The organism is Neptunitalea chrysea (assembly GCF_027924145.1).
Taxonomy (GTDB): Bacteria; Bacteroidota; Bacteroidia; order Flavobacteriales; family Flavobacteriaceae; genus Neptunitalea; species Neptunitalea chrysea.
The window spans coordinates 63,365-87,170 of sequence record NZ_BRVP01000011.1 but is presented as its reverse complement, the minus strand read 5'-3'; the positions used below and the strand labels follow the sequence as shown (position 1 = coordinate 87,170).

Here is a 23,806-nt window from a genome sequence, read left to right as displayed (position 1 = left end):
TATTTCTTAAAAAGACAGCTTTTTTATTAGGATATAGTCAAAAAAACAATAGGTATTTTACCAAATCTTGCTCTTTCTTTAAAGCTAATTTTTTACGTAATCTATACCTGTGCAGCTCTACACCACGCGTAGTAACCCCCATCAAAGGAGCTATTTCTTTAGACATTAACCCCATCTTTAAATAGGCAGATAGTTTTAAATCTTTTGACGTTAACTTAGGATGATCTTTTATAATCTTTTTAAAAAAATCATCATGTAAATCATTAAAATTTGTTTCAAAAACTTTCCAGTCTTCCTTATTACTTATAGCTTCAGATGTTTTTGAAATTAAACTTTTTACTCTATACTGATTCACAGGGCTATCTTTCACCCTTTTTAACTCATTCTTCAACTCTAATAACAACTCATTCTTTTTACTAATAAGTAATGTAGAGTTCATTAGTTCCTTTTGCTTTAATTCAACCTCACGTTCCAAAGCTTCACGCTCTAACTTTTCCTTCCGCTTTTTCTCTTCCTCACGCATTTTCTCATGTAACTTCATATATGATTTCTGAATACTGCGCTCATTAAATACATACAACAAATAAACAAGTAATACAGTTAGCAAAATATATATTCCTATCATAACTGTAGATAAATACCATGGTGGAGAAACCACAAAATTGTACGATAATATCTTCTTGCCTGTATCTTTTAAAAATACATCTAACGTATATGATCCATAATTAAGGTTTTGGAGTATAATATCTCCTGTTGTTACATCACCTTCTAATTCTAATGCTCCCTGCAGATGATATTTAAAATTGGCATTAATATCAGGAGTGTACCCAAATGAAATATTTAGATTACGAGCATTTACATACGGAATTTCTACTACCTCTGATACGTTATACAATACTTCACCGGCTTTCACTTGAGATAAAACAGCAGAAGCACTTAAATTTTTCTCATTAATTCTTTTAATTTCATTTATATCAAGTAAACCATAACCATCATTTAAAGGAATTTCATAAGAATTTTCACCATATGACTTTTTTATTTTTTCATACATAGGTGTCATTCTAGACAATAGACTTTTATCTGTTATAACTAACGTATCTTCCCCATCAATAAAAGTAAGCTTAGTTCTATTTGTATTTATAAACCATAAAACCCCGCGACTATTATAAATTAATTTATGATTCTGATACTTCTTAAAAACTTTATATTCTTTTATCTCATTATCCTTTTTATCATAGAAATACCACTTATTCATTACATAAAATAAAATAGAGCCATCATATTTATGAATCCTTGTTTGGTAGTCGGTTAGTTTAACTTCATGATCATTAAATGCCTCTTGTTTTAGCTCCTTATAATCTTTATCAAATGTTAATCTAAAAAGTCCTTTATAAGGGTGGGTACACCAAATGGTCTTATCATCTTCAAATACAATAGAACTAATAGGAAAATCCATTCCGGGAATACTTTCAACCGTCCATGCTCCACTATCACTATGATATATCAACTTAAACAAACCTACATAGGTACCAGCAACAAACTCATTTTTCCTGTTAGGTATTTGCTGTACCGTATACGTACCTTCCAGTCCATTAATTTGTTTAAACTCATTTACACCAACAGTAAACAATCCTTTATTATGACAGCACAATAATTGACCTGCTGCACCATATGCAAAGGACCAAACATGCCCTTGACTTTCTTCTATAAAAGTCATTTTATTAGTGTCATCAAAATAAAAAACACCTGTATTACTGGCTAAATACCGCACTCCGCTAGAAACCACCAAATCATAAACAGTTCCCAACTCTCCCGTAGGATCGTTATAAAAAGTGATTCCTTGCCCTATATTTAGTAAGGACAACCCATTATCTTGAGCCACCCACAATTTATTATTCTGATAAGCTAACCCCAAGACGGTATTATTTTGCAATCCTAATGAACGATTAAAAGAAGAAAAGCGTTTTTCATTCAAATCATAAAACACAAGCCCGTCTTTAATGGTTCCAAATACCACTAAATTATCATTTACAGGAATAATTTTATTTAATTGATTATCTATTAAAAGATCATTTAGTTCTTTATTTAATAAAGTAAGTGTAGTGCGCTTAAGTACATACACCCCCTCAAATTTTGATCCTATAAGTAATTCATCATCCCCTCTATGTCCAATATCAGCAATAGACACATCAGCTATCAAGCTAGTCCCCGGCATTCTATACACTCCTTTTTCAATGGTATAAGCATGAACTCCTTTACCTTCTGTCCCTAAAATAAGTTCATCTTTCCACGGATAAATTTTAGTTACTACCAAACCTGGCTCTATCACCTTTATGCTATTGCCGTCATATATATAAATAGCCCTGAACGACCTGAAAACAATAAGGTTATTCCATTTAACAATCTCCCAAAACTCCTCGCTTCTAAATTCATAATAGCTATCAATAAGCTTGGTAAGGGACGTATATACATATACGCCTTTCGGATTTCTTTTCCAATACCCAAACTCTTCATAAGCCCCGGTATAAACCCTGTCTTCATCAGCCAAAACCGATCTTACAATGGCTCCACTAGGTAATTTATTCAATTCCCAATGCTGCCCGTCAAATTCTAACAACCCTTGATGGTTAGCAACAAATAACTGGTCTTTATTATTAAGAGACACTCCCCAATTCTGGTTTGCCGCACCATAATCAGTAACCGTAAAATTACTTACCGGATACGTGTGTACCTGAGCCTTAAGACTAAGCACCATGAGTAAACTAATAAAAAAAACAACCGTTTTCATCTCACAAAAATTAACCTTTACGAATGTACCATTTTTTACCTCCTAAAAAAATATCGTACTTTTTGTAACATTTCCCTTGTTTGTAACGTATAACTAAGGATAAAGGAATGATTAACCCTAATATTTTAAGGAGAAGACTATATGAGACAGCTCAAAATCACGAAGCAGGTTACCAATAGAGAGACGGCATCATTAGATAAATATCTACAAGAGATTGGAAAGGTAGACCTGATTACTGCAGATGAAGAGGTAGAATTAGCGCAAAGAATTAAAGCAGGTGACCAAAGAGCGTTGGAAAAACTTACCAAAGCCAACTTACGTTTCGTTGTATCGGTAGCTAAACAATATCAAAACCAAGGTTTAACTTTACCCGATTTAATTAACGAAGGTAACTTAGGACTTATAAAAGCGGCACAACGTTTTGATGAAACCCGTGGATTTAAGTTTATTTCTTATGCCGTTTGGTGGATTCGTCAATCTATCTTACAAGCGTTAGCTGAACAATCGCGTATTGTTCGTTTACCATTGAACAAAATTGGTTCTATTAACAAAATTAATAAAACATATGCTTTCTTAGAGCAAGCGCATGAGCGTGTTCCTTCTGCTGAAGAAATTGCTAAGGAATTAGACATGACAGTTAATGATGTTAAAGAATCTATGAAAAACTCAGGACGTCACGTATCTATGGACGCTCCTTTAGTTGAAGGTGAAGACTCTAACTTATATGATGTACTTAGAAGTGGTGAGTCTCCTAACCCAGATAAAGATTTATTACACGAATCGTTAAGAACTGAGATTGAAAGAGCACTTGAAACATTAACTCCAAGAGAGGCTGATGTTATTAGACTATATTTTGGACTTGGTGATCAACACCCTATGACATTAGAAGAAATTGGTGAAACTTTTGACCTTACCCGTGAGCGTGTAAGACAAATTAAAGAGAAAGCTATTAGAAGATTAAAACACACTTCAAGAAGTAAAATTCTAAAAACTTATTTAGGATAATTTATAGCATTATAGATATTTTTTATGCAAACTAAATAAAAGCATTCTATTTTTTTATAACTTTGTAGTCACACATATTGAATATCATATTATAACGAAATATACAATTATAACAGTTTATCATAACTGTTCGTTTTTTGATTGATGAATGAACTCCGGCTGATTACCGGAGTTTTTCATTTATAATATGTACTTTTGTTTTAGATACATTACACATGTACCTCATTACTTATTTTAAGCTTAAACAATACATCTAATGAGCACAGCTAAATTAATAGCCCCTTCTCTTTTGGCAGCAGATTTCGCCAATTTACAACGTGATATAGAACTTGTGAATAATAGCGAAGCAGATTGGTTTCACATAGATATTATGGACGGTGTATTTGTACCTAACATTTCATTTGGAATGCCAGTTCTGAAAGCTATTACCAAGCATACACAAAAAGTGAACGATGTGCATTTAATGATTGTAAACCCCGATCAATACATAACAACATTCGCTCAATTAGGTGCTCATAACTTAACTGTACACTATGAAGCTTGCACTCATTTACACCGCACCATTCAGGCTATAAAGGCCGCTGGAATGAAAGCTGGTGTAGCGCTAAATCCTCATACCCCTGTAAACTTGTTACAAGATATTATTTCAGATTTAGACATTGTACTTATCATGAGCGTTAACCCTGGTTTTGGAGGACAATCATTTATCGAAAACACTTATAGAAAGGTAAGCACACTTAAAGAACTTATAGTATCTAAAAATGCAAATACACTTATAGAAATAGATGGTGGTGTAAATACCGCAAACGCCACTAAATTATTAGATGCGGGTGCAGATGTATTAGTAGCAGGTAGTTTTGTTTTCAACAGTTCAGACCCCGTTAATACTATTGCCAACCTTAAACAATTATGCTTATAGCATAGATTACTATAATTAGTATATTGTTAAAACACAAAGCTTCTTTTTTATAAAATCGTATATTTAAAACGCAAAACCAACGATTTTATGAAAAAAACACTCTATACCGCAAGCTTTTTGGCGTTACTTCATCTTAGCTGCACCCCAAAAAAAACAGAAAAAGAGGAAAACAAGGATACAAATCAGCGACCAAACATTGTTTTCATCATGGCCGATGACCATGCATTGCAAGCTATCAGTGCGTATCAGCATCCACTTTCAGAAATGGCTCCTACGCCAAACATCGACCGATTGGCCGAAAATGGAGCGCTATTTTTAAATAATTATTGTACCAATTCCTTATGCGGACCAAGCAGAGCTACAATCCTTACTGGGAAATTCAGTCACAAAAATGGCTTCCGAATGAATGGTAATAAATTTGACAATACCCAAAATACAGTCGCTAAAGAGCTTCAGCATAACGGATACCAAACTGCTGTTATAGGTAAATGGCATTTAGGAAATACACCTACAGGATTTGATTATTGGGATATTTTAGATGATCAAGGACATTACTATAACCCTGATTTTATTCATAACAATGACACAACCACTACGCTAGGATATGCTACCGATATCATTACCGAAAAAAGTATTGACTGGATGAAATCTAAAACTAAAAAGGACGAGCCTTTCTTTTTAATGGTACATCACAAGGCTCCCCACAGAAACTGGATGCCTCCGCTAAGGTACACTAACTATTATGACCACGTAGACTTACCATTACCTGATTCATATTTTCCATCTTTTGACAGTACTCAAATAGCCGCTCAAAACCAGTTAATGACCATTTATAATGATATGTATGAAGGCTATGATCTTAAAATGACTCTTAAAGAAGGTGCTCCTGAACTCGCACATGATCCATGGCATAATGAGTTTAGCCGTATGAATACTGAGCAAAGAGCACAATGGGACAGTGCATACCAACAAAAAAATGATGCTATGCATCAGCAACACCTAACAGGTAAAGAATTAGCCGTTTGGAAAGGAGAAAGGTTTTTACAAGATTATTTAGGCACTGTAAAAGCTATTGACGATGGTGTAGGAAAAATATTAGACTACCTTGAAAAAGCCGGATTAGTTGAAAATACAATTGTTATATACACCTCTGATCAAGGGTTCTATTTAGGTGAAAACGGATGGTTTGATAAACGTTTTATGTATGAGACCTCTTTTAGTATGCCTTTACTTATTCAGTATCCTAAACATATTGCTAAAGGTGAAAGAATAGAAGCACTAACGCAAAACCTAGACTTTGCAGAAACTTTTCTTGATTATGCGAATGTAGACATCCCAAATGATTTTCAAGGGCTATCATTACGCCCACTATTAGAGCAAACAACTACACCTGATGATTTCAGAGATGCACTTTACTACCATTACTATGATTTCCCTGCATTCCACATGGTTCAAAAACATTATGGGGTAAGAACCAAAAGATATAAGCTAATACATTTCTATGACAACATTGATGTTTGGGAGATGTATGATTTAAAAGAAGATCCTGACGAGCATCATAACATATACAACAATACAGAATACAGTGAAATTCAAGAACAGTTATTAAGCACACTAGATTCACTTCAGAAAGTTTATGAAGTAACTAATGAAGAGTTCGTTACAACAGACTCTGTAAAAGTAAATAAGGATTACAAAATGTTTGATAAATTAAGAGGTGTGCCTATAAAATAGCATCAAAAACATATGACGCATGATGATATTTAAACCTATTAACAATATTCTTCATACTTCATATAGTATATTTGTGTATGTAAGGTTTTTTCATTAACATTGAGGGATATTTAACTATTCTATTCACTATGAAAAAAATCTACACCTTATTCTTCTGCTTATTTATGTTTGCAGGTATTTCGGCCTTTGCTCAAACAAATGAAGAAATATACGACATAGCTAAAAAGAAATCTAAAGAGTTGGTTGTTACTTTTAATTTAACCAAAGAGCAAAAAACTAACTTAGTTGATACTGTTAATTTATTTGAACAAAATAAATTAGATTATTCAACTCCTTCAGTTTACCCTAATAGTAAGTTTGCTGTTATGAGAGAAAATTATGCTGCCGCTCTTTTACCTAAGTTAAAAGAAATTTTAACAGAAGAACAATACAACACCTTTGTATCTTTCTTATAAAAGAAGTATTCAAATAAAAAGATAAAAAAATCCGGATTTTCACAATCCGGATTTTTATTTTATAATGTAGGCACTACCTTTTTAAGAGCCGATATCGTCTTATCAAGATCTTCATAACTCAAGGCATCATTTAAAAAATAACTTTCAAAAGAACTTGGTGGTAAATACACCCCTTCTTTCAACATTCCATGAAAATATTTTTTAAAGGTATCGTTATTCGCTACCATTGCCGATTGAAAATCAACTACTGGCTCTTTCGCAAAAAACACAGATAACATAGAACCAAATCTGTTAATCGTATAATCTAGTTCACTTTCTTCTAAAACCTTATCAAATCCTTCATGAAGGTATTTTGTCTTCTCTTCCAAACTTGTAAATAGTTCAGGATTATTATTTAACTCAGTCAACATAGCCAATCCGGCAGCCATAGCAAGTGGATTTCCACTTAAAGTCCCTGCTTGATATACGGGTCCCTCAGGAGCTAAATAACTCATAATTTCAGCTCTTGCCGCAAAGGCACCTACAGGTAAACCTCCTCCTATAACTTTTCCAAAAGTTACAATATCAGCAGCTATATTAAATACTTCCTGAGCACCTCCTTTAGCTAATCGAAAACCAGTCATTACCTCATCAAAAATAAGCAAGCTCTTATGTTCATCACACAACGCTCTTAATCCTGATAAAAATTCATGTTTAGGAATTACGCACCCCATGTTACCTGCTACAGGCTCTAGTATAATGGCTGCTATTTCATCTTTATTAGCTTCAAAAAGTTCTTTTACAGCCTCCAGATTGTTATAAGGTGCTAATAATGTATCCTTAGCCGTACCTTGAGTAACTCCCGGACTGTTAGGCGTACCAAAAGTTACAGCACCACTACCCGCCTGAATTAAAAAAGAATCAGAATGCCCGTGATAACATCCTGAAAACTTAATAATTTTTTCTCTCCCTGTGAAGCCTCGTGCCAACCTAACAGCACTCATACAAGCCTCTGTACCACTATTCACAAAACGGATTTTATCTATATTAGGCACCATTGAAACAGCCAATTCTGCAATTTGAGTCTCTATCTCTGTTGGCATTCCAAAGGAAGTTCCTTTCTTTGCTTTCTCTATAACAGCATTTGTAACTGGCTCAAAAGCATGACCAAAAATCATAGGTCCCCAAGATGCTATGTAATCTATTAACCTATTACCATCCTCATCATACAAATAAGCACCCTTTGCTTCCTTAACAAAAACAGGAGTACCTCCTACCGATTTAAACGCTCTTACCGGTGAATTCACACCACCCGGAATAACTTTAGACGCCTGAGCAAATAGCTCACTGCTTCTTTTATATAGCATTATTTTATAATTTTTAATTTCTGTCCTATACTAATATCCGTTCCTTTAAGGTTGTTTGCCTTTTGAATTGACTCAACTGTGACCCCATATTTTCTTGAGATACGATATAACGTATCTCCTTTTTGCACCTCATGAGTTACTCCTCCAGAAACAATAACAACTTCAGGCTTTTCTATAACCAATTCATAATCATCTTCTAATACCAGTTTATCATACTCGTAAAGATGATACCTTTCAATAATACTTATGAGTTTATTCGGATATCTAGGATCTGTAGCATATCCAGCTTTTTTTAATCCTTTAGCCCACCCTTTATAATCAGATGGTTTCAAATCAAACAAAAAGGCATACCTACTTCTGGTAGTTAAAAAATTAGAATGATCTTCAAATGATTTGCTCGGGTGATCATACTTCCTAAAACATTCTCCTTTGGCATCATCATCATGTGTTACACTTGGTCCATTCCAACCTTTATGACATTTGATTCCAAAATGATTGTTTGCCTTTAAGGTTAAATCTCCTTTACCCGAACCACTTTCTAAAACCGCTTGCGCTAAGGTTATACTCGCCGGTATTTTATAGCGTTGCATCTCTACCATGGCAATGTCTTTGTAAACATTTATATATTCTTCCACAGTATTCGTTTTAACAACCACCGTTGACGTGGCAGTTAAAATCTCCTCCTGCTCTTTTTGGGTAGGTGCAGTTATTACTTGTTCTGTTGTATTTGCTCTGTTAGTATACTTTTTCTTTTTTGCTGCTACTTTCTTCTTACCGCCACAAGCTGTAAGCATAATTCCTAAAACCAAATAAAGTAATACCTTCCTATACCTCATAATTAATAAAAGTTTTATTCTGTTTTTTTAATCTTTGATTCATTCCTTCAATGCCCTGTAATCCCCCTGTATGAATCATTAGTATTTTTGAATTTTCCTCAAAATATCCATTCTTTATCATATCTACAATACCATAACACATTTTACCTGTATATATTGGATCTAAAGGAATATTTGAGGTTTTATAAAATTTATTCATAAAGGTTATTAACTCATCCGAAACTTTACCATATCCACCAAAATTATAATCATGAATCAACTCCCAATTATCATGATGTACAAAAGTACTAATATCTTTTTTTAAAAATTCTCCTTTCAACGCCGGAAAACCCAAAACCTTCTGGTTAAGAATACTTGAATTGATAATACCCGATATAGTTCCACCAGTACCAACAGCACAACAAACATAATCAAATTTGTGATCCTCGTCAGTTAGTATCTCTTCACAACCTTTAACAGCCAAACTATTTGTTCCACCTTCAGGTAATAAATAAAAATCACCATACTCTTTTTTAAGGTTTTCAATAAAAGCATCCGAGGTTTTATTCCTGTAGTCCAACCTTGAAACAAACTTAAACTTCATTCCATTCTTATTAGCTAGCTGTAAAGTAGGGTTCTCGTTAATTCTATTTTCAAGCTCTTCTCCTCTAATTACACCTACCACTTCAAAACCATATTCTTTACCAGCAGCAGCAGTAGCCGCAATATGATTAGAATAAGCACCTCCAAAGGTCAACAACCGTCTAAATCCTTGACGCTGAGCCTCTAAAATATTATACTTTAATTTCCTCAATTTATTACCGGAAATAAACCTATGATTTAAGAATTCTCTTTTTATATACAGCCGTATATTTTTACTGTAATTTATAGCCAACACATTGTTAATCTGTTTTTTACCGTTTTTTTTATACACCTTATCGTTAATTTATTTATTTTTAAACAAAAATATTTTTTCTCTAAAGAGTTTAGTTAACTTTACGCCGTTTAGTTAAAAAACGGTAACAAAATTACCTTTTTATCATTGAAAATCATAAACACCCAAACAATTATGATCCCCTACAGTAAACTACTCAGACTATGCTTTTTAGCATCTCTTTTCATTACAACTATTTCATTTTCTCAAACATCTACCGAAATAACGTCAACAGGCTCTGGAACCTTTGAAATTCCTTGCGGGGTAACCTCTATTACCATAGAAGCATGGGGCGCAGGCGGTGCAGGTGGCGGCAGTAACAACAACAATGCTGGAGGAGGTGCCGGTGGTGGCTCCGGAGCTTATGCAAAAGGAACCTATAGCGTTACAGCCGGTCAAATCATTTCCTATTATGTAGGATCTGGTGGTACAGGTAATTATAATCAAAATGGCTCAGACGGGGAAGCTACCACAATCTCCACATTTTCCATTACTGCCGGAGGTGGTTATGGAGGACAAAAAAACCAATCCGGATCGGCCGGTTCTGGAGGAATTGCTTCTGGAGGAAATGTAAGTAACACCAACGGATACACAGGAAGTCAAGGAACCTCAAGTACTGGTGGTAATGGAGCAAATGCTCCTTACGGAGGTTATGGTGGTAATGGTAATTATAACGATGATGGTGATAATGGATCATCTCCCGGCGGTGGCGGTGGCGGTGGCGAAGGGTATTATAATTACTCACAAAGTGGTGGTAACGGAGGTAATGGTCAAATAACCTTTACTTACGCATCTGCTGCTGCTTCCTCTTATTGTACTCCTAGTTTTGATCATGCACGTGCCATTACAAACGTTACTTTTGCAAGCATAAATAACAATAGTTCTTCTGGTTGGAACATCGATGAATATGAATCCTTTTGTGATGAGGCAAGCGTAACTAGCGGACAAAGTTATTCGATTTCTGTAACTTCAGGAGCTAATGAAAACAGTAATTATTATGTAACTGTATATATAGATTGGGATCAAGACAGCTCTTTTGAAGAAAGTGAGCGCTATAACATTGGTCATGTATGGTACAGTGGTACTGTTAACGGCACTATTAGCGTTCCGTCATCTGCTAGTTCAGGAACAACATATATGAGAGTCATCCTTAAAGAGGATAGTTACATCGGTAATGCTTGTGGTAATTACCATAATAAAGATGGTCAGACAGAAGATTATATAGTAAATATAAGCTCATTACCATGTACAACACCTACGGCACAACCAACAAACTTATCGTTAAATACTTCTGATTCAACTGTAGATGGAAGTTTTACTGCCTCATCTTCGGCTGATAGCTATTTAGTAATGTACAGTACTTCTAGTATGGCTCCTACACTACAAAATACCACAACCTATAACGAAGGAGGCACATACAATGGTTACACGGTAGTGTCTAATGATAACGACACTTCGTTTACAACAGCTACACTCTCTACAAACCAAACCTATTACTTTTATGTATATTCATATAATCAAGGATGTGTTGGTGGCCCTTTATACCTAACTAACAATCCACTAATCGGAGATAGTACAACATCTGTTAGTTATTGTACTCCAACTACTAATAATACATCTTCCGATTATATTTCACAAATAAACTTTATTGGAACGCTTAACGATACCAGTAATAGCTCTACTTACTCTGCTTCTGGATACGAAGATTATACTAGTTTGACAGCGCAAAGTATACAGGCGCAAGGAGAGAGTATAAACATATTTGTAGAATTAAGTGGTTTAACAGCAGTATATGCATGGGTAGACTGGAATCTTGATGGTGATTTCAACGATTCTGGTGAAAATGTATATTCTACAGGAGGAACCTCTATTTATTCTACTACTTTTGGATTTGTAGTACCATCCTCTGCCACACCAGGTGATTATACATTCCGCATACGTACGGCTAATAACAATTCTTGTAACAATTCTAATTCAGGAGAAACAGAAGATTATACGTTCTCTGTAATAACCAATTGCGAAGCTACCATCACGAGCATTACAGAAGGTGAAAATTGTGGAGAAGGCGAGATTACTTTAGAAGTTACCGGTAGCAGTGGCACTACTGAATTTAGATGGTATGATACTGAAACCGGAGGAACGCTTCTTGGCACTACTTCTACAGGCACATGGACTACTCCGAATATCACAACTTCAACAAGCTATTATGCGACCGCTTACAACGGCAGTTGTGAGTCTTTAGAAAGAACCGAATTAAATGCTACTATTAAACCAGTACCTTCATTATCAGTAAGCCCTGAAAATCCAGTGGTATGTGGTGAAGATGCTGTTATAGAACTTGAAGCGGATGGAGAAACAGAAGAAATCTATCTTATTGATGAGGACTTTGAAACAGGATCTTTTAACACCTTTAGCTATCAAGATATAGGAACATCAACCGCAGGGTCTGAATGGGAAATTGAAGCAAGCCCATATATCCCAGATGAAGAAGTATGGTTTCCGGCAATTGCCTCTGGGTTTAACGGTAACTACTTTGCCATGGTAAATTCAGATTTAGGTTCTAATACAACAGTTAATAACGCTATTGTTTCTTCATCTGTAAACTCAACAGATTTCATAAGTTTAAACTTGTCTTTTGATATCTATTATTCAAACTATAGCACAAGCACCAGCTCAGATTTGGTAAAAGTAGAGGTCTCTACAAATGGAGGCGCTAACTGGAGCGATATTCAAACATATAATGAAGATTTAGGAGTTGGATCAAACTTCACTACTATTTCTTTAAATATGTCTAGTTATTTAGACTATAATAATCTTAAAATCAGATTCCGATATATTGCCGGTTGGAACGATGGTATGGCCATTGATAATATAAAACTATACGGAGACAAACCACTTTCAACAGCCTTTACATGGAGTGGGGCTACTGTAGATGCATATTTAGATGCTGCTTGTACTATTCCATATGTAGAAGGTACAGATACCTCAAGTACTGTTTATATAAAACCTACCTTATCTCAATTAGAACAAGAAACATACACCTTTACCCTAAGTGCTGTTCTTTCTAACAGCTGTATTGCTAGTAAAGATGTTACAGTAACTAATAAAACAAAAGTATGGCAAGGTAATTCTACCTTTTGGGTAGATAGCAATAACTGGCTACCTTTAGGTGAGCCAACAGAAGAAAATTGTGTTATTATAAAAGACATAATCAATTCTAATTTACCAGCAAACATAACTGGAAATGCTAAAAATTTTAAAGTAAAAAACGGCAGTACATTTAAAATTAAAGAAGGTGCTACGTTAACTATTCAGGAAGAAGTTAGCGTTGAGGATAATGGACTGTTTATTATTGAAAACAATGGTAGTTTAATACAAGTTGAAGATGTAACCAACACAGGTACTATTTCAATGATACGAAATACAGAAATTAGTAAATATGACTATGCATATTGGTCTTCTCCTGTAGCTAATTTTAGTGTAAAAGATGTCTCACCAGACACTCCGGTTTCGTTAATATGGAAATGGGTTCCTACAGTAAATAATGAATTCGGAACTTGGGTTAATACTGCAGAAACTATGGTTACCGGTAAAGGGTATAGTATTAGAGCTCCTATGTATTACCCAGTAAGTACAGATACTTTATACACCGCTAACTTTATAGGAACACCTAATAACGGTACAATCACCAAATCCATTCAAAGAGGAGATTATGTTGGTAACAGTTTCTTAAACGTATTAAATGGAGTTCTTGTTACAACCTATGACGATAACTGGAATTTAATTGGAAACCCATACCCTTCTGCTATTAAAGCACGTAGTTTTATGGTTGCAAACACAAATATTGAGGGGGCTATTCATATCTGGACACATGGAACCAATCCAAATCAAACGACTGTAAATCCATTTTATAACAGTTATAACTCTAACTACACTGCAGCTGATTATGTTACTTATAACGCTACCGGAACCGCCACCGGAGCAAATATTTTTGGAGGATATATTGGAGCTGGCCAAGGTTTCTTTATAAAAATGGAAGATGGTAGTGCCGATACTCAAGACGTAGTATTTACAAATGCGATGCGAAATAGCACCTATACCAATAACGAATTTTATAAAATTATAAATTCAGAACATACATTAGAAAATGTTACTGATGTTATTCAAGAAGGTAGAATGTGGATAGATTTTGCATCGCCAAACAAAACTACCAGAATTTTAATCGGTTATGTAGATGGCGCTACTAATGGAAAAGATCGACTTTTTGACGCCTATACGGATGAAGAAGATACCCAGAACTTCTACTCTATTTTAACAGAAGGCAACTTATTAATTCAAGGTAAAGCCGTTCCGTTTTTAAATACAGATACTGTCCCTTTAGGATTTTTAGCCGCTACATCCGGATCTTACACCATTGCTATTAACGAGGTAGATGGTCTTTTTGCTGACGGTACACAATCTGAAATTTATTTAGAGGATACATATCTAAATATCATTCATGATTTACATAACACTCCGTATTCTTTTACGGTATCACAGGCAGGAAGGTACGATGATCGATTCATCTTAAGATACACAGACGCATCTGCACCAATGAGCTCCGAAAACTTTGAAAATAGCAACACTATTAAAGTTGTGAGCATTTCTGAACAAATTAAAGTTGTTTCGGATAACCAACCTATAACGCACATTACTACATTTGATAATAGCGGACGTAGATTGCTAGATGTTGATGGAGATTACAATACTACTGTTCAATTTTCTTTAAAAAAGAATACAACCTCATTACTTCTAAAAATTACCACAAGTGATGGGGCTACTACAACCAGAAAAATAATTCACTAAACAATATACTTAAAAAAAGAAGCTTCCCTTGGAAGCTTCTTTTTTTAGCTACTATAAAGGTATTTTCTGCAAAATTCTATCTTTGTAAGATAACTTGGTTATCCTATGAATAAAAGAATCCCTATAGAAGAAGGCGATTACTACCTTACCCCTGAAGGGTATCGTTGTTTTACTGAGCAATATCATTTAAAAAGAGGGTATTGTTGCCAAAGCGGATGTCGCCATTGTCCATATGGATACAACAAAAAAACAGGAAACGTCTCCAAATAACTAAAAAACTCATTATGACTTTTCAAGAGCATATATTACAAGGTATACCCAACATATTACCCTCCCCAAAATCGTATGATTCATCTATTAATCATGCTCCAAAAAGAAAAGAGATTCTCTCAGAGGAAGAAACTAAACTTGCTTTAAAAAATGCGCTACGTTATTTCGATGCAAAACATCATGCTACATTACTACCTGAGTTTAAGCAAGAATTAAAGGAGTATGGTCGCATCTACATGTACCGATTTAGACCAGACTATAAAATGTATGCCAGAGCTATAGAAGAATACCCAGGAAAATGTGAACAGGCAAAAGCCATTATGCTAATGATTCAGAATAACTTGGATTACGCTGTAGCACAACATCCTCATGAATTAATTACATATGGTGGTAATGGAGCTGTATTTCAAAACTGGGCTCAGTACCTGCTTACCATGAAGTACTTGGCAGAAATGACTAATACGCAAACCTTGGTTATGTACTCCGGACATCCTATGGGGCTATTTCCTTCTCATAAAGATGCGCCAAGAGTGGTTGTTACCAACGGTATGATGATTCCTAATTACTCTAAACCCGACGATTGGGAAAAATTTAACGCACTTGGTGTTACCCAATATGGACAGATGACCGCAGGTAGTTATATGTATATTGGTCCACAAGGAATTGTGCATGGAACAACTATCACTGTATTAAATGGTTTTAGAAAAATAAACAAAAAACCTGCAGGCAATTTATTTGTCACTTCAGGTTTAGGAGGCATGAGTGGCGCACAACCCAAAGCCGGTACAATTGCCGGATGTGTTACGGTATGTGCCGAGGTAAATCCTAAAATAACCAAAATACGTCATGAGCAAGGCTGGATTCATGAAGTTATTGAAAATTTAGATGTACTTGTAGAACGAGTTAAAACAGCCAAAGAAAACAAAGAAATAGTTTCCTTAGCATATTTAGGAAACGTGGTAGAAGTATGGGAGCGTTTTGATACTGATAATATTCATATTGACTTAGGATCTGACCAAACTTCTTTACACAATCCTTGGGCAGGTGGTTACTACCCTGCAGGTTTAAGCTATGAGGAAGCAAATGAAATGATGGCTTCAAATTCAGATTTGTTTAAAGAAAAAGTACAAGAATCGCTACGCCGACAAGCAAAAGCTATTAATAAACACACCGAAAAGGGTACCTATTTCTTTGATTATGGAAATGCCTTTTTATTAGAAGCTTCAAGAGCAGGTGCCGATGTAATGGCTGAAAACGGAATTGACTTTAAATACCCTAGCTATGTACAAGACATTATGGGACCAATGTGTTTCGATTATGGTTTTGGTCCGTTCAGATGGGTATGCACATCAGGTAAGCCAGATGATTTAGCAAAAACCGACGATATTGCTTGCCAAATACTGGAAGAAATAAAATCGGATGCACCTAAAGAAATCCAACAGCAAATGGAAGATAACATTCAATGGATTAAAGGTGCGCAAGAAAATAAGCTAGTTGTAGGTTCTCAAGCGCGTATTCTATATGCAGATGCAGAAGGACGTATGAAAATTGCAAAAGCATTTAACAATGCTATTGCTAAGAAAGAAATAGGTTATATTGTGCTAGGTAGAGACCATCACGATGTTTCCGGTACAGATTCTCCCTACCGAGAAACCTCTAACATTTATGATGGCTCTAGATTTACAGCAGACATGGCCATTCAAAATGTAATTGGCGACAGCTTTAGAGGCGCTACATGGGTTTCTATACACAACGGTGGCGGTGTAGGATGGGGAGAAGTTACCAATGGCGGATTTGGAATGGTATTAGACGGCTCTTCAGATGCAGAAAGCAGACTAACTTCTATGCTCTTTTGGGATGTAAATAATGGAATTAGCAGACGTAGTTGGGCTAGAAATGAAGGTGCTATTTTCACAGCTAAAAGAGCTATGGAAGCAAATCCTGAATTAAAAATAACATTGCCAAATTTAGTAGATGATTCTTTATTGAGCTAATAGAAGACGTATTACAATATAAGCAAAGAGGCTGTCTAAAAAGACAGCCTCTTTGCTTTCACTCTATAATCGAGATTACATACCCTGAGACTTGTCTTGAAATAAAAATTTTATTCTTAATGAATATTTCGTGAACTTGCTCTAAAGTAGCTTACTTAGTTTCTTTTTCATTTTATTAAGGTTCTTATCATAACAAATAACATTACTACCTTTTAACGAGCATACTCCTTATTTTTTTGAAAGATTAACAAAAAATTTAAAAAAGGCACACTTTTTGTATTTAACTTTATACTAGGCATTTAGTATAAACTCATTTAAGCGATTAAAATATGAAATTCATAAAAACAATTTTAGTAGTAGCAATTATAGCGGTTACAGCTAGTTGCTCAAGCGTAAGAGTGGTTTCGGATTATGACAAGGAAGCCGACTTTACAACGTATAAAACCTTTGCTTTTTACAAACCAGGTATAGACAAAGCTGAAGTATCGGATTTAGATAAGAAAAGAATTTTACGTGCCATTGAAAAAGAATTAACAGCCAAAGGCTTTGTAAAATCAAATAATCCTGAGTTATTGGTAAATATTTTTACCAAAGAGCAAAAGCAAGTAGACGTATACAATAATTACGGATACTACGGATGGGGATGGAACCCATGGTACTGGGGAGGAAACTATAACAACGTAAGAACCTCAACTCAAGGTAGTTTATTTATAGACCTTATTGATGCCGGAAGCAAAGAACTTATTTGGCAAGGAAAAGGTACCGGATATTTAATTACCGATAACATTGACAAGAAAGATGAACGTATTGGTACTTTTGTTCATGAAATTTTAGAGCAATACCCACCCGAAATAAAAAATTAAGTTTAAGTATATTGTTTTGACAAAAATCCTGCTAAATATAATCTTAGCAGGATTTTTATTTAAAGCTAAGTCATTGCAGTGTAACTTTTGATACGCTCAGATTATAAACAAATGAGTTAATTTGCTAAAAAATATAATCATGGGACTATTAGACAAGCTTTTTGGAGGTAACAAAGCCGATCAGATAAAAGATTTCATTGCAAGAGATGCTATTATAGTTGATGTAAGAACATCTGGCGAGTATAGTGGAGGAGCCATTCCAGGATCTAAAAATATTCCGCTTCAGTCTTTATCAGGTAAAATTTCCACTATTAAAAAATGGAATAAGCCAGTTATCACATGTTGTGCTAGTGGTATGCGTAGCGCCAATGCTGCAAGTGTACTTAAAAGTAACGGAATAGAAGTTATGAATGGTGGAGGTTACATGAGTCTTTACAACAAATTGCAATAAGAACATAACAAAGAGTTTTATAAAAAAGGTTCCTTTATTGGAGCTTTTTTTATATCTATATCATTACATCGGTAACGTTTCTGAATTCTTTAAAAGACACTTCTTTATGAATATCCAGAATTACCTGCTAAAACTCTTTATCTCTATTTTCTTTAACTATAAGCCGTAACACAAGTAATTTATTACCGGTTAAATATGTGCGTTATAAGCTCCCACCCTATAGCCTTTTTTTAACGATTGTGAAAAACTCATATATTTAAAACTGAATGAAAGGATTTTCTTTTTCTAAAGCAGCAACTCTATCCGCTAATTTTTGAAGAAATAATTGATGTGCCTCAGAATTTGGGTTAAAAGGTCTATGGGCAAGCCCTTTGCTAATAGACTCTACTTCATTCATGGTTGTTCTAGTTTCTTCTGATATCCACACTTCGGTAAAACGCTCCCAAATATAATCTACCGCCAAAGCACTTGGGTGCACCATATCATCTTTGTAGAATCGGTAATCTCTCAGCTCATCTATCATAATTTCATAAGATGGAAAATAATAGATTTGCTTTCTTGGTTCTACCACCTTATGCAACGCCGTAATTAAATGCGACTTACTTCTCATATTTTCTATAAAACCATCTTTAAGATGTCTTACAGGTGATACCGTTGTAATGACCCTTATCGTAGGGTTTACACTTCTAAGTAAACCAATTATAGCTTCAATAGAAATTTGTATATCTTCTACAGAAAGTAGCTCTTTTAAAAACTTTTTTTGGGGTACTTTATGGCAATTAGCTACTAACCTATCGGTCTCAATAAACCGATACACCCATGCCGTGCCTAAGGTTAGTACAAAACAAGTAGCTGCTTGTAAACTTGCTTTTAATGTCCTTAACGTATTATTTAACCGAGATAAGAATACTTCTTTATCCGTATGACTGCACTGTGAGTGTACCTCATAACTATGCCATTGTTCATTATAAAAAAAGATGTCATTCTCAGTAAAAAATACCTCATTAATAGCCCGCTCAATAAGTTTCTCTATAGCTAACGGTTGAAAAATAACCCCAAACGGATTTACCGTATGCTTAAATTTAGCATTGGCTAATTTCTCCCCTATATTAGTCACAAAACAAGACCCCATTAACAAAAGGGTATCTTCATAGCCAATAGGCTGAACAACTTTTTCTATAGGTACATTGGTCTGTAATTTCATAACAACTCGGAACTAGTTTGAGCAAAAATAAAGCCTGAATAGAAAAACTATTCAGGCTTAAAAGTTACGTATTTTATACTTATTTTATATAGTCTATTACTTTTTCTAAAGCCACCGGAATACCCGCTGGGTTTTTACCTCCTGCGGTTGCAAAGAAAGGCTGACCTCCACCGCCTCCTTGGATATATTTACCAAGCTCGCGCACAATAGTACCCGCATTAAGGTCTTTCTTTTTTGCTAATTCTTTATTAATGTAACACGTTAAAATAGCTTTACCTCCTTGGTCTGTTCCAAACACGGCAAATAAGTTATCTATCTCATTTCCTAGATTGAATGCTACATCTTTTATAGCTCCTGCATCTAAATCTACGTTTACAGCAAGAAAATTAACTCCGTTAACTTCTTTTACCTGATGCTTTAGTTCGTTCTTTAAACCACTCGCTTTATCCTTTAAAAGCTGTTCTACTTGCTTTTTAAGGGTTCCATTTTCTTCCTGTAAGTTTTCAATAGCCTTCACAGGGTCTTTTGTATTTTTAAGTACCGCTTTTACTTTTTGAAAAGCCTTGGCTTGCTCTGCAAAATAATCTTTAGCAGCATCAGAGGTAATCGCCTCTATTCTACGTACCCCGGCAGCAACAGCTCCCTCAGAGGTAATTATAAAATGCCAGATATCTCCCGTATTCTTTACATGCGTACCTCCACAAAGCTCCATGCTTTCGCCAAAGCGAATTACACGTACGGTATCTCCGTATTTCTCACCAAACAACCCTATAGCTCCTTCTTCCACTGCCTGTGTATAAGGTACATTTCTTCTTTCTTCCAAAGGAATTTGCTCTCTGATACGTGCATTTACAAAATCTTGAACAGCGATTAATTCCTCATCAGTCACCCTACTAAAGTGCGAAAAGTCAAAACGTAAATACCCACTACGTACCATAGACCCTTTCTGTTCTACATGTGTACCCAGTACATGACGTAATCCTTGGTGCAACAAGTGTGTTGCTGTATGGTTACTACTTGTTCTTGCACGTTGTTTAGCATCTACTATTGCTGTAAACTTATTGTTTATATTTAGTGGTAATGTCTTGGTGTTATGAATAATAAGATTGTTTTCTTTCTTAGTATCAACGATATAGGTAATCTCTCCGTTAGGGCACTCTAAATAGCCTTTATCCCCAACCTGTCCACCACTCTCTGCATAAAATGGGGTAAGATTAAATACCAACTGAAACATTTCACCATCCTTCTTACTTTCTACTCTTCTATACTTGGTTATTTTAACTTTGGTAGAAAGACTATCATAGCCTATAAACTCTTCTTCGTTATCGTCTATAAGTACCTGCCAATCTCCTGTATCTATCTTTGTAGCCGCTCTAGAACGTTCTTTCTGCTTCTGAAGCTCTTCATCAAATTTTTTCTCATCTAGTGTATACCCTCTTTCTCTAAGAATTAAAGCTGTTAAATCTATAGGAAACCCATACGTATCATACAGCTCAAATGCTTTGCTTCCAGAAACCTCTTTACCTTTAGTATTCCCTATAATACTTTCTAACAATAGCAATCCTTGCTCTAGAGTACGCAGGAAAGATATTTCTTCCTCCTTTATTACATTTACTACCAGATTTTTTTGCGCTCCCAATTCCGGAAAAGCATCTTTCATCTGCGAACTTAGCGTATGAATTAATTTAAAGATAAATGGTTCATTTTGATCAAGAAATGAGAACCCATATCTAATAGCTCTACGCAATATTCTTCTTATCACATATCCGGCACCTGTATTACTAGGTAACTGCCCGTCTGCAATAGCAAATGCCACTGCTCTAACATGGTCTGCTATCACACGCATTGCAATATCGGTCTGCTCTGTTTTTCCGTATACATGATTGGTTACTAATTCAATCTCTTTTAGTAACGGTGTAAATACATCGGTATCGTAGTTACTTTGCTTGCCTTGCAACACCATACACAAGCGCTCAAATCCCATTCCTGTATCTACATGCTGAGCCGGTAATTTTTCAAGATCTCCGTTAGCTTTTCTATTGAATTGCATAAATACCAGATTCCAAACTTCCACTACCTGCGGATGATCATTATTAACTAACGCTGCTCCAGATACTTTTGCTTTTTCTTCTACCGAACGTATATCAACATGAATCTCAGAACAAGGCCCACATGGTCCCTGATCTCCCATCTCCCAGAAATTATCTTTTTTATTTCCTAAAAGAATCCGATCTTCAGAAATATGTTTTTTCCAGAAATTATACGATTCCATATCTTTAGACAGTCCATCTTTCTTGTCTCCTTCAAAAATGGTAACATACAGAATGTCTTTGTCTATTTTAAAAACCTTGGTAAGTAATTCCCATGCCCAGGCTATTGCCTCTTCTTTAAAATAGTCTCCAAAGCTCCAATTTCCAAGCATTTCGAACATGGTATGGTGATAGGTATCCATCCCCACTTCTTCCAAATCATTATGCTTACCCGAAACTCTTAAACACTTTTGTGTATCGGTTACACGGGTACTTTTAGGAATACCATGGTCTAAAAAATATTCTTTAAACTGATTCATTCCGGCATTGGTAAACATTAAAGTCGGATCATTTTTAATGACCATGGGGGCCGATGGAACAATTTGATGATTTTTACTTTTGAAAAATTCTAAAAAAGTAGATCTTATTTCTTGAGAAGTCATATAAAATTAGATTCTATGCCTATTAAATATTGTAATAACATACCGCAATGTTTATATTTGTAGATTACACGTGTTATTTACATAATAAACTATTTGATAATACGTTTGTTGCAAAAATAGAATTTTTTCGGTTATGAGTAAGGTAAAATATTATTACGACCAAGATTCATTATCTTATAAAAAAATAGAAAGCAAAAGAGGAAAGAAATTAAGAGACTTTACACTAATTTCTCTTGCATTTTTCATCTTTGGAATTTTCGGGGCGCTGTTTCTTTTAAATATTAATTTGTTTAACACTCCAAAAGAACTTTCTTTGGAACGGGAAAACAAGCAATACGAACTTCAGCTAAAGATTATTAATAAGAAAATGGAGCTGATGGAAGATGCGTTAGCTCATGTTGAAGAAAAAGACAATAGCATCTATCGTGTGTATTTCGAAGCAGATCCTATACCAGATGATCAACGTAAAGCCGGTTTTGGAGGTATTAACAGATACGATAACTTAGATGGTTATGAAAACTCTGAAATCATTAAGACTACAGAAAAGCGACTTGATATCTTAAAAAAACGAATTGTAATTCAGTCTAAATCACTAAATGAAATTAAAAAACTGGCAGATGACAAAGAAAAATTTCTTGCCAAAATACCAGCTATTCAGCCAGTACGAAATGACAATTTAAAACGTATGGCATCTGGCTACGGTTGGAGATCTGACCCATTTACCAAAGCAAGAAAATTTCATTACGGGATGGACTTTTCTGCCAAAACGGGTACTCCTGTATATGCCACCGGAGATGGTGTTATTGCAAGAGCAGACAATCGTTCTTCAGGTTATGGAAATCATATACGAATAAACCATGGGTATGGTTATATTAGTTTGTATGCCCACTTAAGTAAATACAATGTTAGAAAAGGTCAGCATGTTAAACGTGGAGATATAATAGGATATGTAGGTAATACAGGACGATCTAGAGGCCCTCACTGCCATTATGAGGTATGGAAAGATGGTGAACGTATTAACCCAATGAACTTTTACTACGGTAGTTTAACTGAGAAAGAGTTTGACGCTATGTTAAAAGCTTCTACTTTAGAAAACCAATCACTGGATTAATACTATGCATATAAATCTCCCTGATAAATTGTATTACAGCATAGGTGAAGTAGCCGAAGCTTTCAAGGTAAACACCTCACTAATACGTTTTTGGGAGAAAGAATTTGATGTTTTAAAACCAAAAAAAAATGCTAAGGGCAATAGAAAGTTTACACGTGAAGACATCAAAAATTTACAGCTTATATATCATTTAGTTAAAGAAAGAGGCTTTACCCTAGAAGGAGCAAAAATTCATTTAAAAGAAGAACGTAAAAAAACGCTTACCAATTTTGAGATTATAAGAAAGCTAGAAAATATAAAAGCAGAACTCATTAAGATTAAAAGTCAGTTATAAAAAGTAAGTATTGTAGGTTTAATTGTTTTTGGTGTATACTATTCTA

The 23,806-nt window shown here is 34.9% G+C and carries 17 protein-coding genes; 11 read left to right on the top strand and 6 right to left on the bottom strand.

All coding sequences use genetic code 11. The features are described 5' to 3' along the window. Positions 1–37: 37 nt before the first annotated feature. On the bottom strand, positions 38–2,788 hold the full coding sequence (locus NBRC110019_RS09455; RefSeq protein WP_281754338.1) for a helix-turn-helix and ligand-binding sensor domain-containing protein: 2,751 nt from the start codon (positions 2,786–2,788) through the stop codon (positions 38–40). 141 nt (positions 2,789–2,929) lie between these two features. Between NBRC110019_RS09455 and NBRC110019_RS09450 the strand changes: the two genes are divergently transcribed. The 4 genes from NBRC110019_RS09450 to NBRC110019_RS09435 all read left to right on the top strand — a co-directional run bounded on the left by NBRC110019_RS09450 (position 2,930) and on the right by NBRC110019_RS09435 (position 6,901). Then, positions 2,930–3,793: a sigma-70 family RNA polymerase sigma factor gene (locus tag NBRC110019_RS09450; RefSeq protein WP_072317189.1), complete on the top strand. Its 864-nt coding sequence runs from the start codon at positions 2,930–2,932 to the stop codon at positions 3,791–3,793. 256 nt (positions 3,794–4,049) lie between these two features. Beyond that, positions 4,050–4,712 carry a ribulose-phosphate 3-epimerase gene (gene rpe / locus NBRC110019_RS09445; RefSeq protein WP_281754333.1) on the top strand — a complete coding sequence of 221 codons (663 nt, stop codon included), beginning with the start codon at positions 4,050–4,052 and terminating at the stop codon, positions 4,710–4,712. Positions 4,713–4,799: 87 nt separating this feature from the next. Beyond that, positions 4,800–6,446 (top strand): sulfatase family protein, encoded by a 1,647-nt coding sequence (locus tag NBRC110019_RS09440; RefSeq protein ID WP_281754332.1) that lies wholly within the window; start codon positions 4,800–4,802, stop codon positions 6,444–6,446. 128 nt (positions 6,447–6,574) lie between these two features. After that, positions 6,575–6,901 (top strand): hypothetical protein, encoded by a 327-nt coding sequence (locus NBRC110019_RS09435; protein ID WP_281754331.1) that lies wholly within the window; start codon positions 6,575–6,577, stop codon positions 6,899–6,901. Between the two features lie 59 nt (positions 6,902–6,960). On the opposite strand, the gene hemL is transcribed toward NBRC110019_RS09435, so the two are convergent. From hemL to NBRC110019_RS09420, 3 genes are read right to left on the bottom strand one after another with little or no spacing between them, the layout of a single operon-like run. Continuing rightward, on the bottom strand, positions 6,961–8,247 hold the full coding sequence (hemL, locus tag NBRC110019_RS09430; protein WP_281754330.1) for a glutamate-1-semialdehyde 2,1-aminomutase: 1,287 nt from the start codon (positions 8,245–8,247) through the stop codon (positions 6,961–6,963). Further along, entirely contained in the window at positions 8,247–9,083 is an 837-nt protein-coding gene (locus NBRC110019_RS09425) for a glucosaminidase domain-containing protein (protein WP_281754329.1), read from the bottom strand. The genes hemL and NBRC110019_RS09425 overlap by 1 nt, the downstream gene beginning before the upstream one ends. Beyond that, a complete protein-coding gene (locus NBRC110019_RS09420) occupies positions 9,073–9,969 on the bottom strand; it encodes a 1-aminocyclopropane-1-carboxylate deaminase/D-cysteine desulfhydrase (RefSeq protein ID WP_281754394.1) in 897 nt (298 codons plus the stop codon). The genes NBRC110019_RS09425 and NBRC110019_RS09420 overlap by 11 nt, the downstream gene beginning before the upstream one ends. A 162-nt stretch (positions 9,970–10,131) precedes the next feature. Between NBRC110019_RS09420 and NBRC110019_RS09415 the strand changes: the two genes are divergently transcribed. From NBRC110019_RS09415 to NBRC110019_RS09395, 5 genes are all read left to right on the top strand, one after another. Next, positions 10,132–14,841 carry a RemA C-terminal-like gliding motility protein gene (locus NBRC110019_RS09415; protein ID WP_281754328.1) on the top strand — a complete coding sequence of 1,570 codons (4,710 nt, stop codon included), beginning with the start codon at positions 10,132–10,134 and terminating at the stop codon, positions 14,839–14,841. A gap of 105 nt (positions 14,842–14,946) precedes the next feature. After that, the gene (locus NBRC110019_RS09410) at positions 14,947–15,111 is read left to right on the top strand and encodes a C1orf53 family protein (RefSeq protein ID WP_281754327.1); all 165 of its coding nucleotides are present in this window, start codon (positions 14,947–14,949) and stop codon (positions 15,109–15,111) included. Between the two features lie 14 nt (positions 15,112–15,125). Continuing rightward, positions 15,126–17,105: a urocanate hydratase gene (gene hutU / locus NBRC110019_RS09405; protein WP_281754326.1), complete on the top strand. Its 1,980-nt coding sequence runs from the start codon at positions 15,126–15,128 to the stop codon at positions 17,103–17,105. Between the two features lie 329 nt (positions 17,106–17,434). Beyond that, entirely contained in the window at positions 17,435–17,968 is a 534-nt protein-coding gene (locus tag NBRC110019_RS09400; RefSeq protein WP_281754324.1) for a DUF4136 domain-containing protein, read from the top strand. A 139-nt stretch (positions 17,969–18,107) separates the two neighbouring features. After that, the gene (locus NBRC110019_RS09395; RefSeq protein WP_281754323.1) at positions 18,108–18,419 is read left to right on the top strand and encodes a rhodanese-like domain-containing protein; all 312 of its coding nucleotides are present in this window, start codon (positions 18,108–18,110) and stop codon (positions 18,417–18,419) included. A 256-nt stretch (positions 18,420–18,675) separates the two neighbouring features. Here the strand turns inward: NBRC110019_RS09395 and NBRC110019_RS09390 are convergent, their stop codons facing one another. Both NBRC110019_RS09390 and alaS read right to left on the bottom strand, forming a co-directional pair. Then, positions 18,676–19,623: a GSCFA domain-containing protein gene (locus tag NBRC110019_RS09390; RefSeq protein WP_281754322.1), complete on the bottom strand. Its 948-nt coding sequence runs from the start codon at positions 19,621–19,623 to the stop codon at positions 18,676–18,678. Positions 19,624–19,702: 79 nt separating this feature from the next. After that, complete coding sequence (alaS, locus tag NBRC110019_RS09385; protein WP_281754321.1) at positions 19,703–22,315, bottom strand: alanine--tRNA ligase; 2,613 nt, start codon at positions 22,313–22,315, stop codon at positions 19,703–19,705. 133 nt (positions 22,316–22,448) lie between these two features. On the opposite strand from alaS, the gene NBRC110019_RS09380 reads away from it, so the two are divergent. Both NBRC110019_RS09380 and NBRC110019_RS09375 read left to right on the top strand, forming a co-directional pair. Continuing rightward, positions 22,449–23,426 (top strand): M23 family metallopeptidase, encoded by a 978-nt coding sequence (locus NBRC110019_RS09380; RefSeq protein WP_281754320.1) that lies wholly within the window; start codon positions 22,449–22,451, stop codon positions 23,424–23,426. A 4-nt stretch (positions 23,427–23,430) separates the two neighbouring features. After that, on the top strand, positions 23,431–23,760 hold the full coding sequence (locus NBRC110019_RS09375) for a MerR family transcriptional regulator (protein ID WP_281754319.1): 330 nt from the start codon (positions 23,431–23,433) through the stop codon (positions 23,758–23,760). Positions 23,761–23,806 lie beyond the last annotated feature (46 nt).

What these genes read in the sequence shown, in the direction of transcription:
- NBRC110019_RS09455 (WP_281754338.1), bottom strand. Translation starts at nt 2,788, where the DNA reads ATGAAAACGGTTGTTTTTTTTATTAGTTTACTCATGGTGCTTAGTCTT.
- NBRC110019_RS09450 (WP_072317189.1), top strand. Translation starts at nt 2,930, where the DNA reads ATGAGACAGCTCAAAATCACGAAGCAGGTTACCAATAGAGAGACGGCA.
- rpe (WP_281754333.1), top strand. Translation starts at nt 4,050, where the DNA reads ATGAGCACAGCTAAATTAATAGCCCCTTCTCTTTTGGCAGCAGATTTC.
- NBRC110019_RS09440 (WP_281754332.1), top strand. Translation starts at nt 4,800, where the DNA reads ATGAAAAAAACACTCTATACCGCAAGCTTTTTGGCGTTACTTCATCTT.
- NBRC110019_RS09435 (WP_281754331.1), top strand. Translation starts at nt 6,575, where the DNA reads ATGAAAAAAATCTACACCTTATTCTTCTGCTTATTTATGTTTGCAGGT.
- hemL (WP_281754330.1), bottom strand. Translation starts at nt 8,247, where the DNA reads ATGCTATATAAAAGAAGCAGTGAGCTATTTGCTCAGGCGTCTAAAGTT.
- NBRC110019_RS09425 (WP_281754329.1), bottom strand. Translation starts at nt 9,083, where the DNA reads ATGAGGTATAGGAAGGTATTACTTTATTTGGTTTTAGGAATTATGCTT.
- NBRC110019_RS09415 (WP_281754328.1), top strand. Translation starts at nt 10,132, where the DNA reads ATGATCCCCTACAGTAAACTACTCAGACTATGCTTTTTAGCATCTCTT.
- NBRC110019_RS09410 (WP_281754327.1), top strand. Translation starts at nt 14,947, where the DNA reads ATGAATAAAAGAATCCCTATAGAAGAAGGCGATTACTACCTTACCCCT.
- hutU (WP_281754326.1), top strand. Translation starts at nt 15,126, where the DNA reads ATGACTTTTCAAGAGCATATATTACAAGGTATACCCAACATATTACCC.
- NBRC110019_RS09400 (WP_281754324.1), top strand. Translation starts at nt 17,435, where the DNA reads ATGAAATTCATAAAAACAATTTTAGTAGTAGCAATTATAGCGGTTACA.
- NBRC110019_RS09395 (WP_281754323.1), top strand. Translation starts at nt 18,108, where the DNA reads ATGGGACTATTAGACAAGCTTTTTGGAGGTAACAAAGCCGATCAGATA.
- NBRC110019_RS09390 (WP_281754322.1), bottom strand. Translation starts at nt 19,623, where the DNA reads ATGAAATTACAGACCAATGTACCTATAGAAAAAGTTGTTCAGCCTATT.
- alaS (WP_281754321.1), bottom strand. Translation starts at nt 22,315, where the DNA reads ATGACTTCTCAAGAAATAAGATCTACTTTTTTAGAATTTTTCAAAAGT.
- NBRC110019_RS09380 (WP_281754320.1), top strand. Translation starts at nt 22,449, where the DNA reads ATGAGTAAGGTAAAATATTATTACGACCAAGATTCATTATCTTATAAA.
- NBRC110019_RS09375 (WP_281754319.1), top strand. Translation starts at nt 23,431, where the DNA reads ATGCATATAAATCTCCCTGATAAATTGTATTACAGCATAGGTGAAGTA.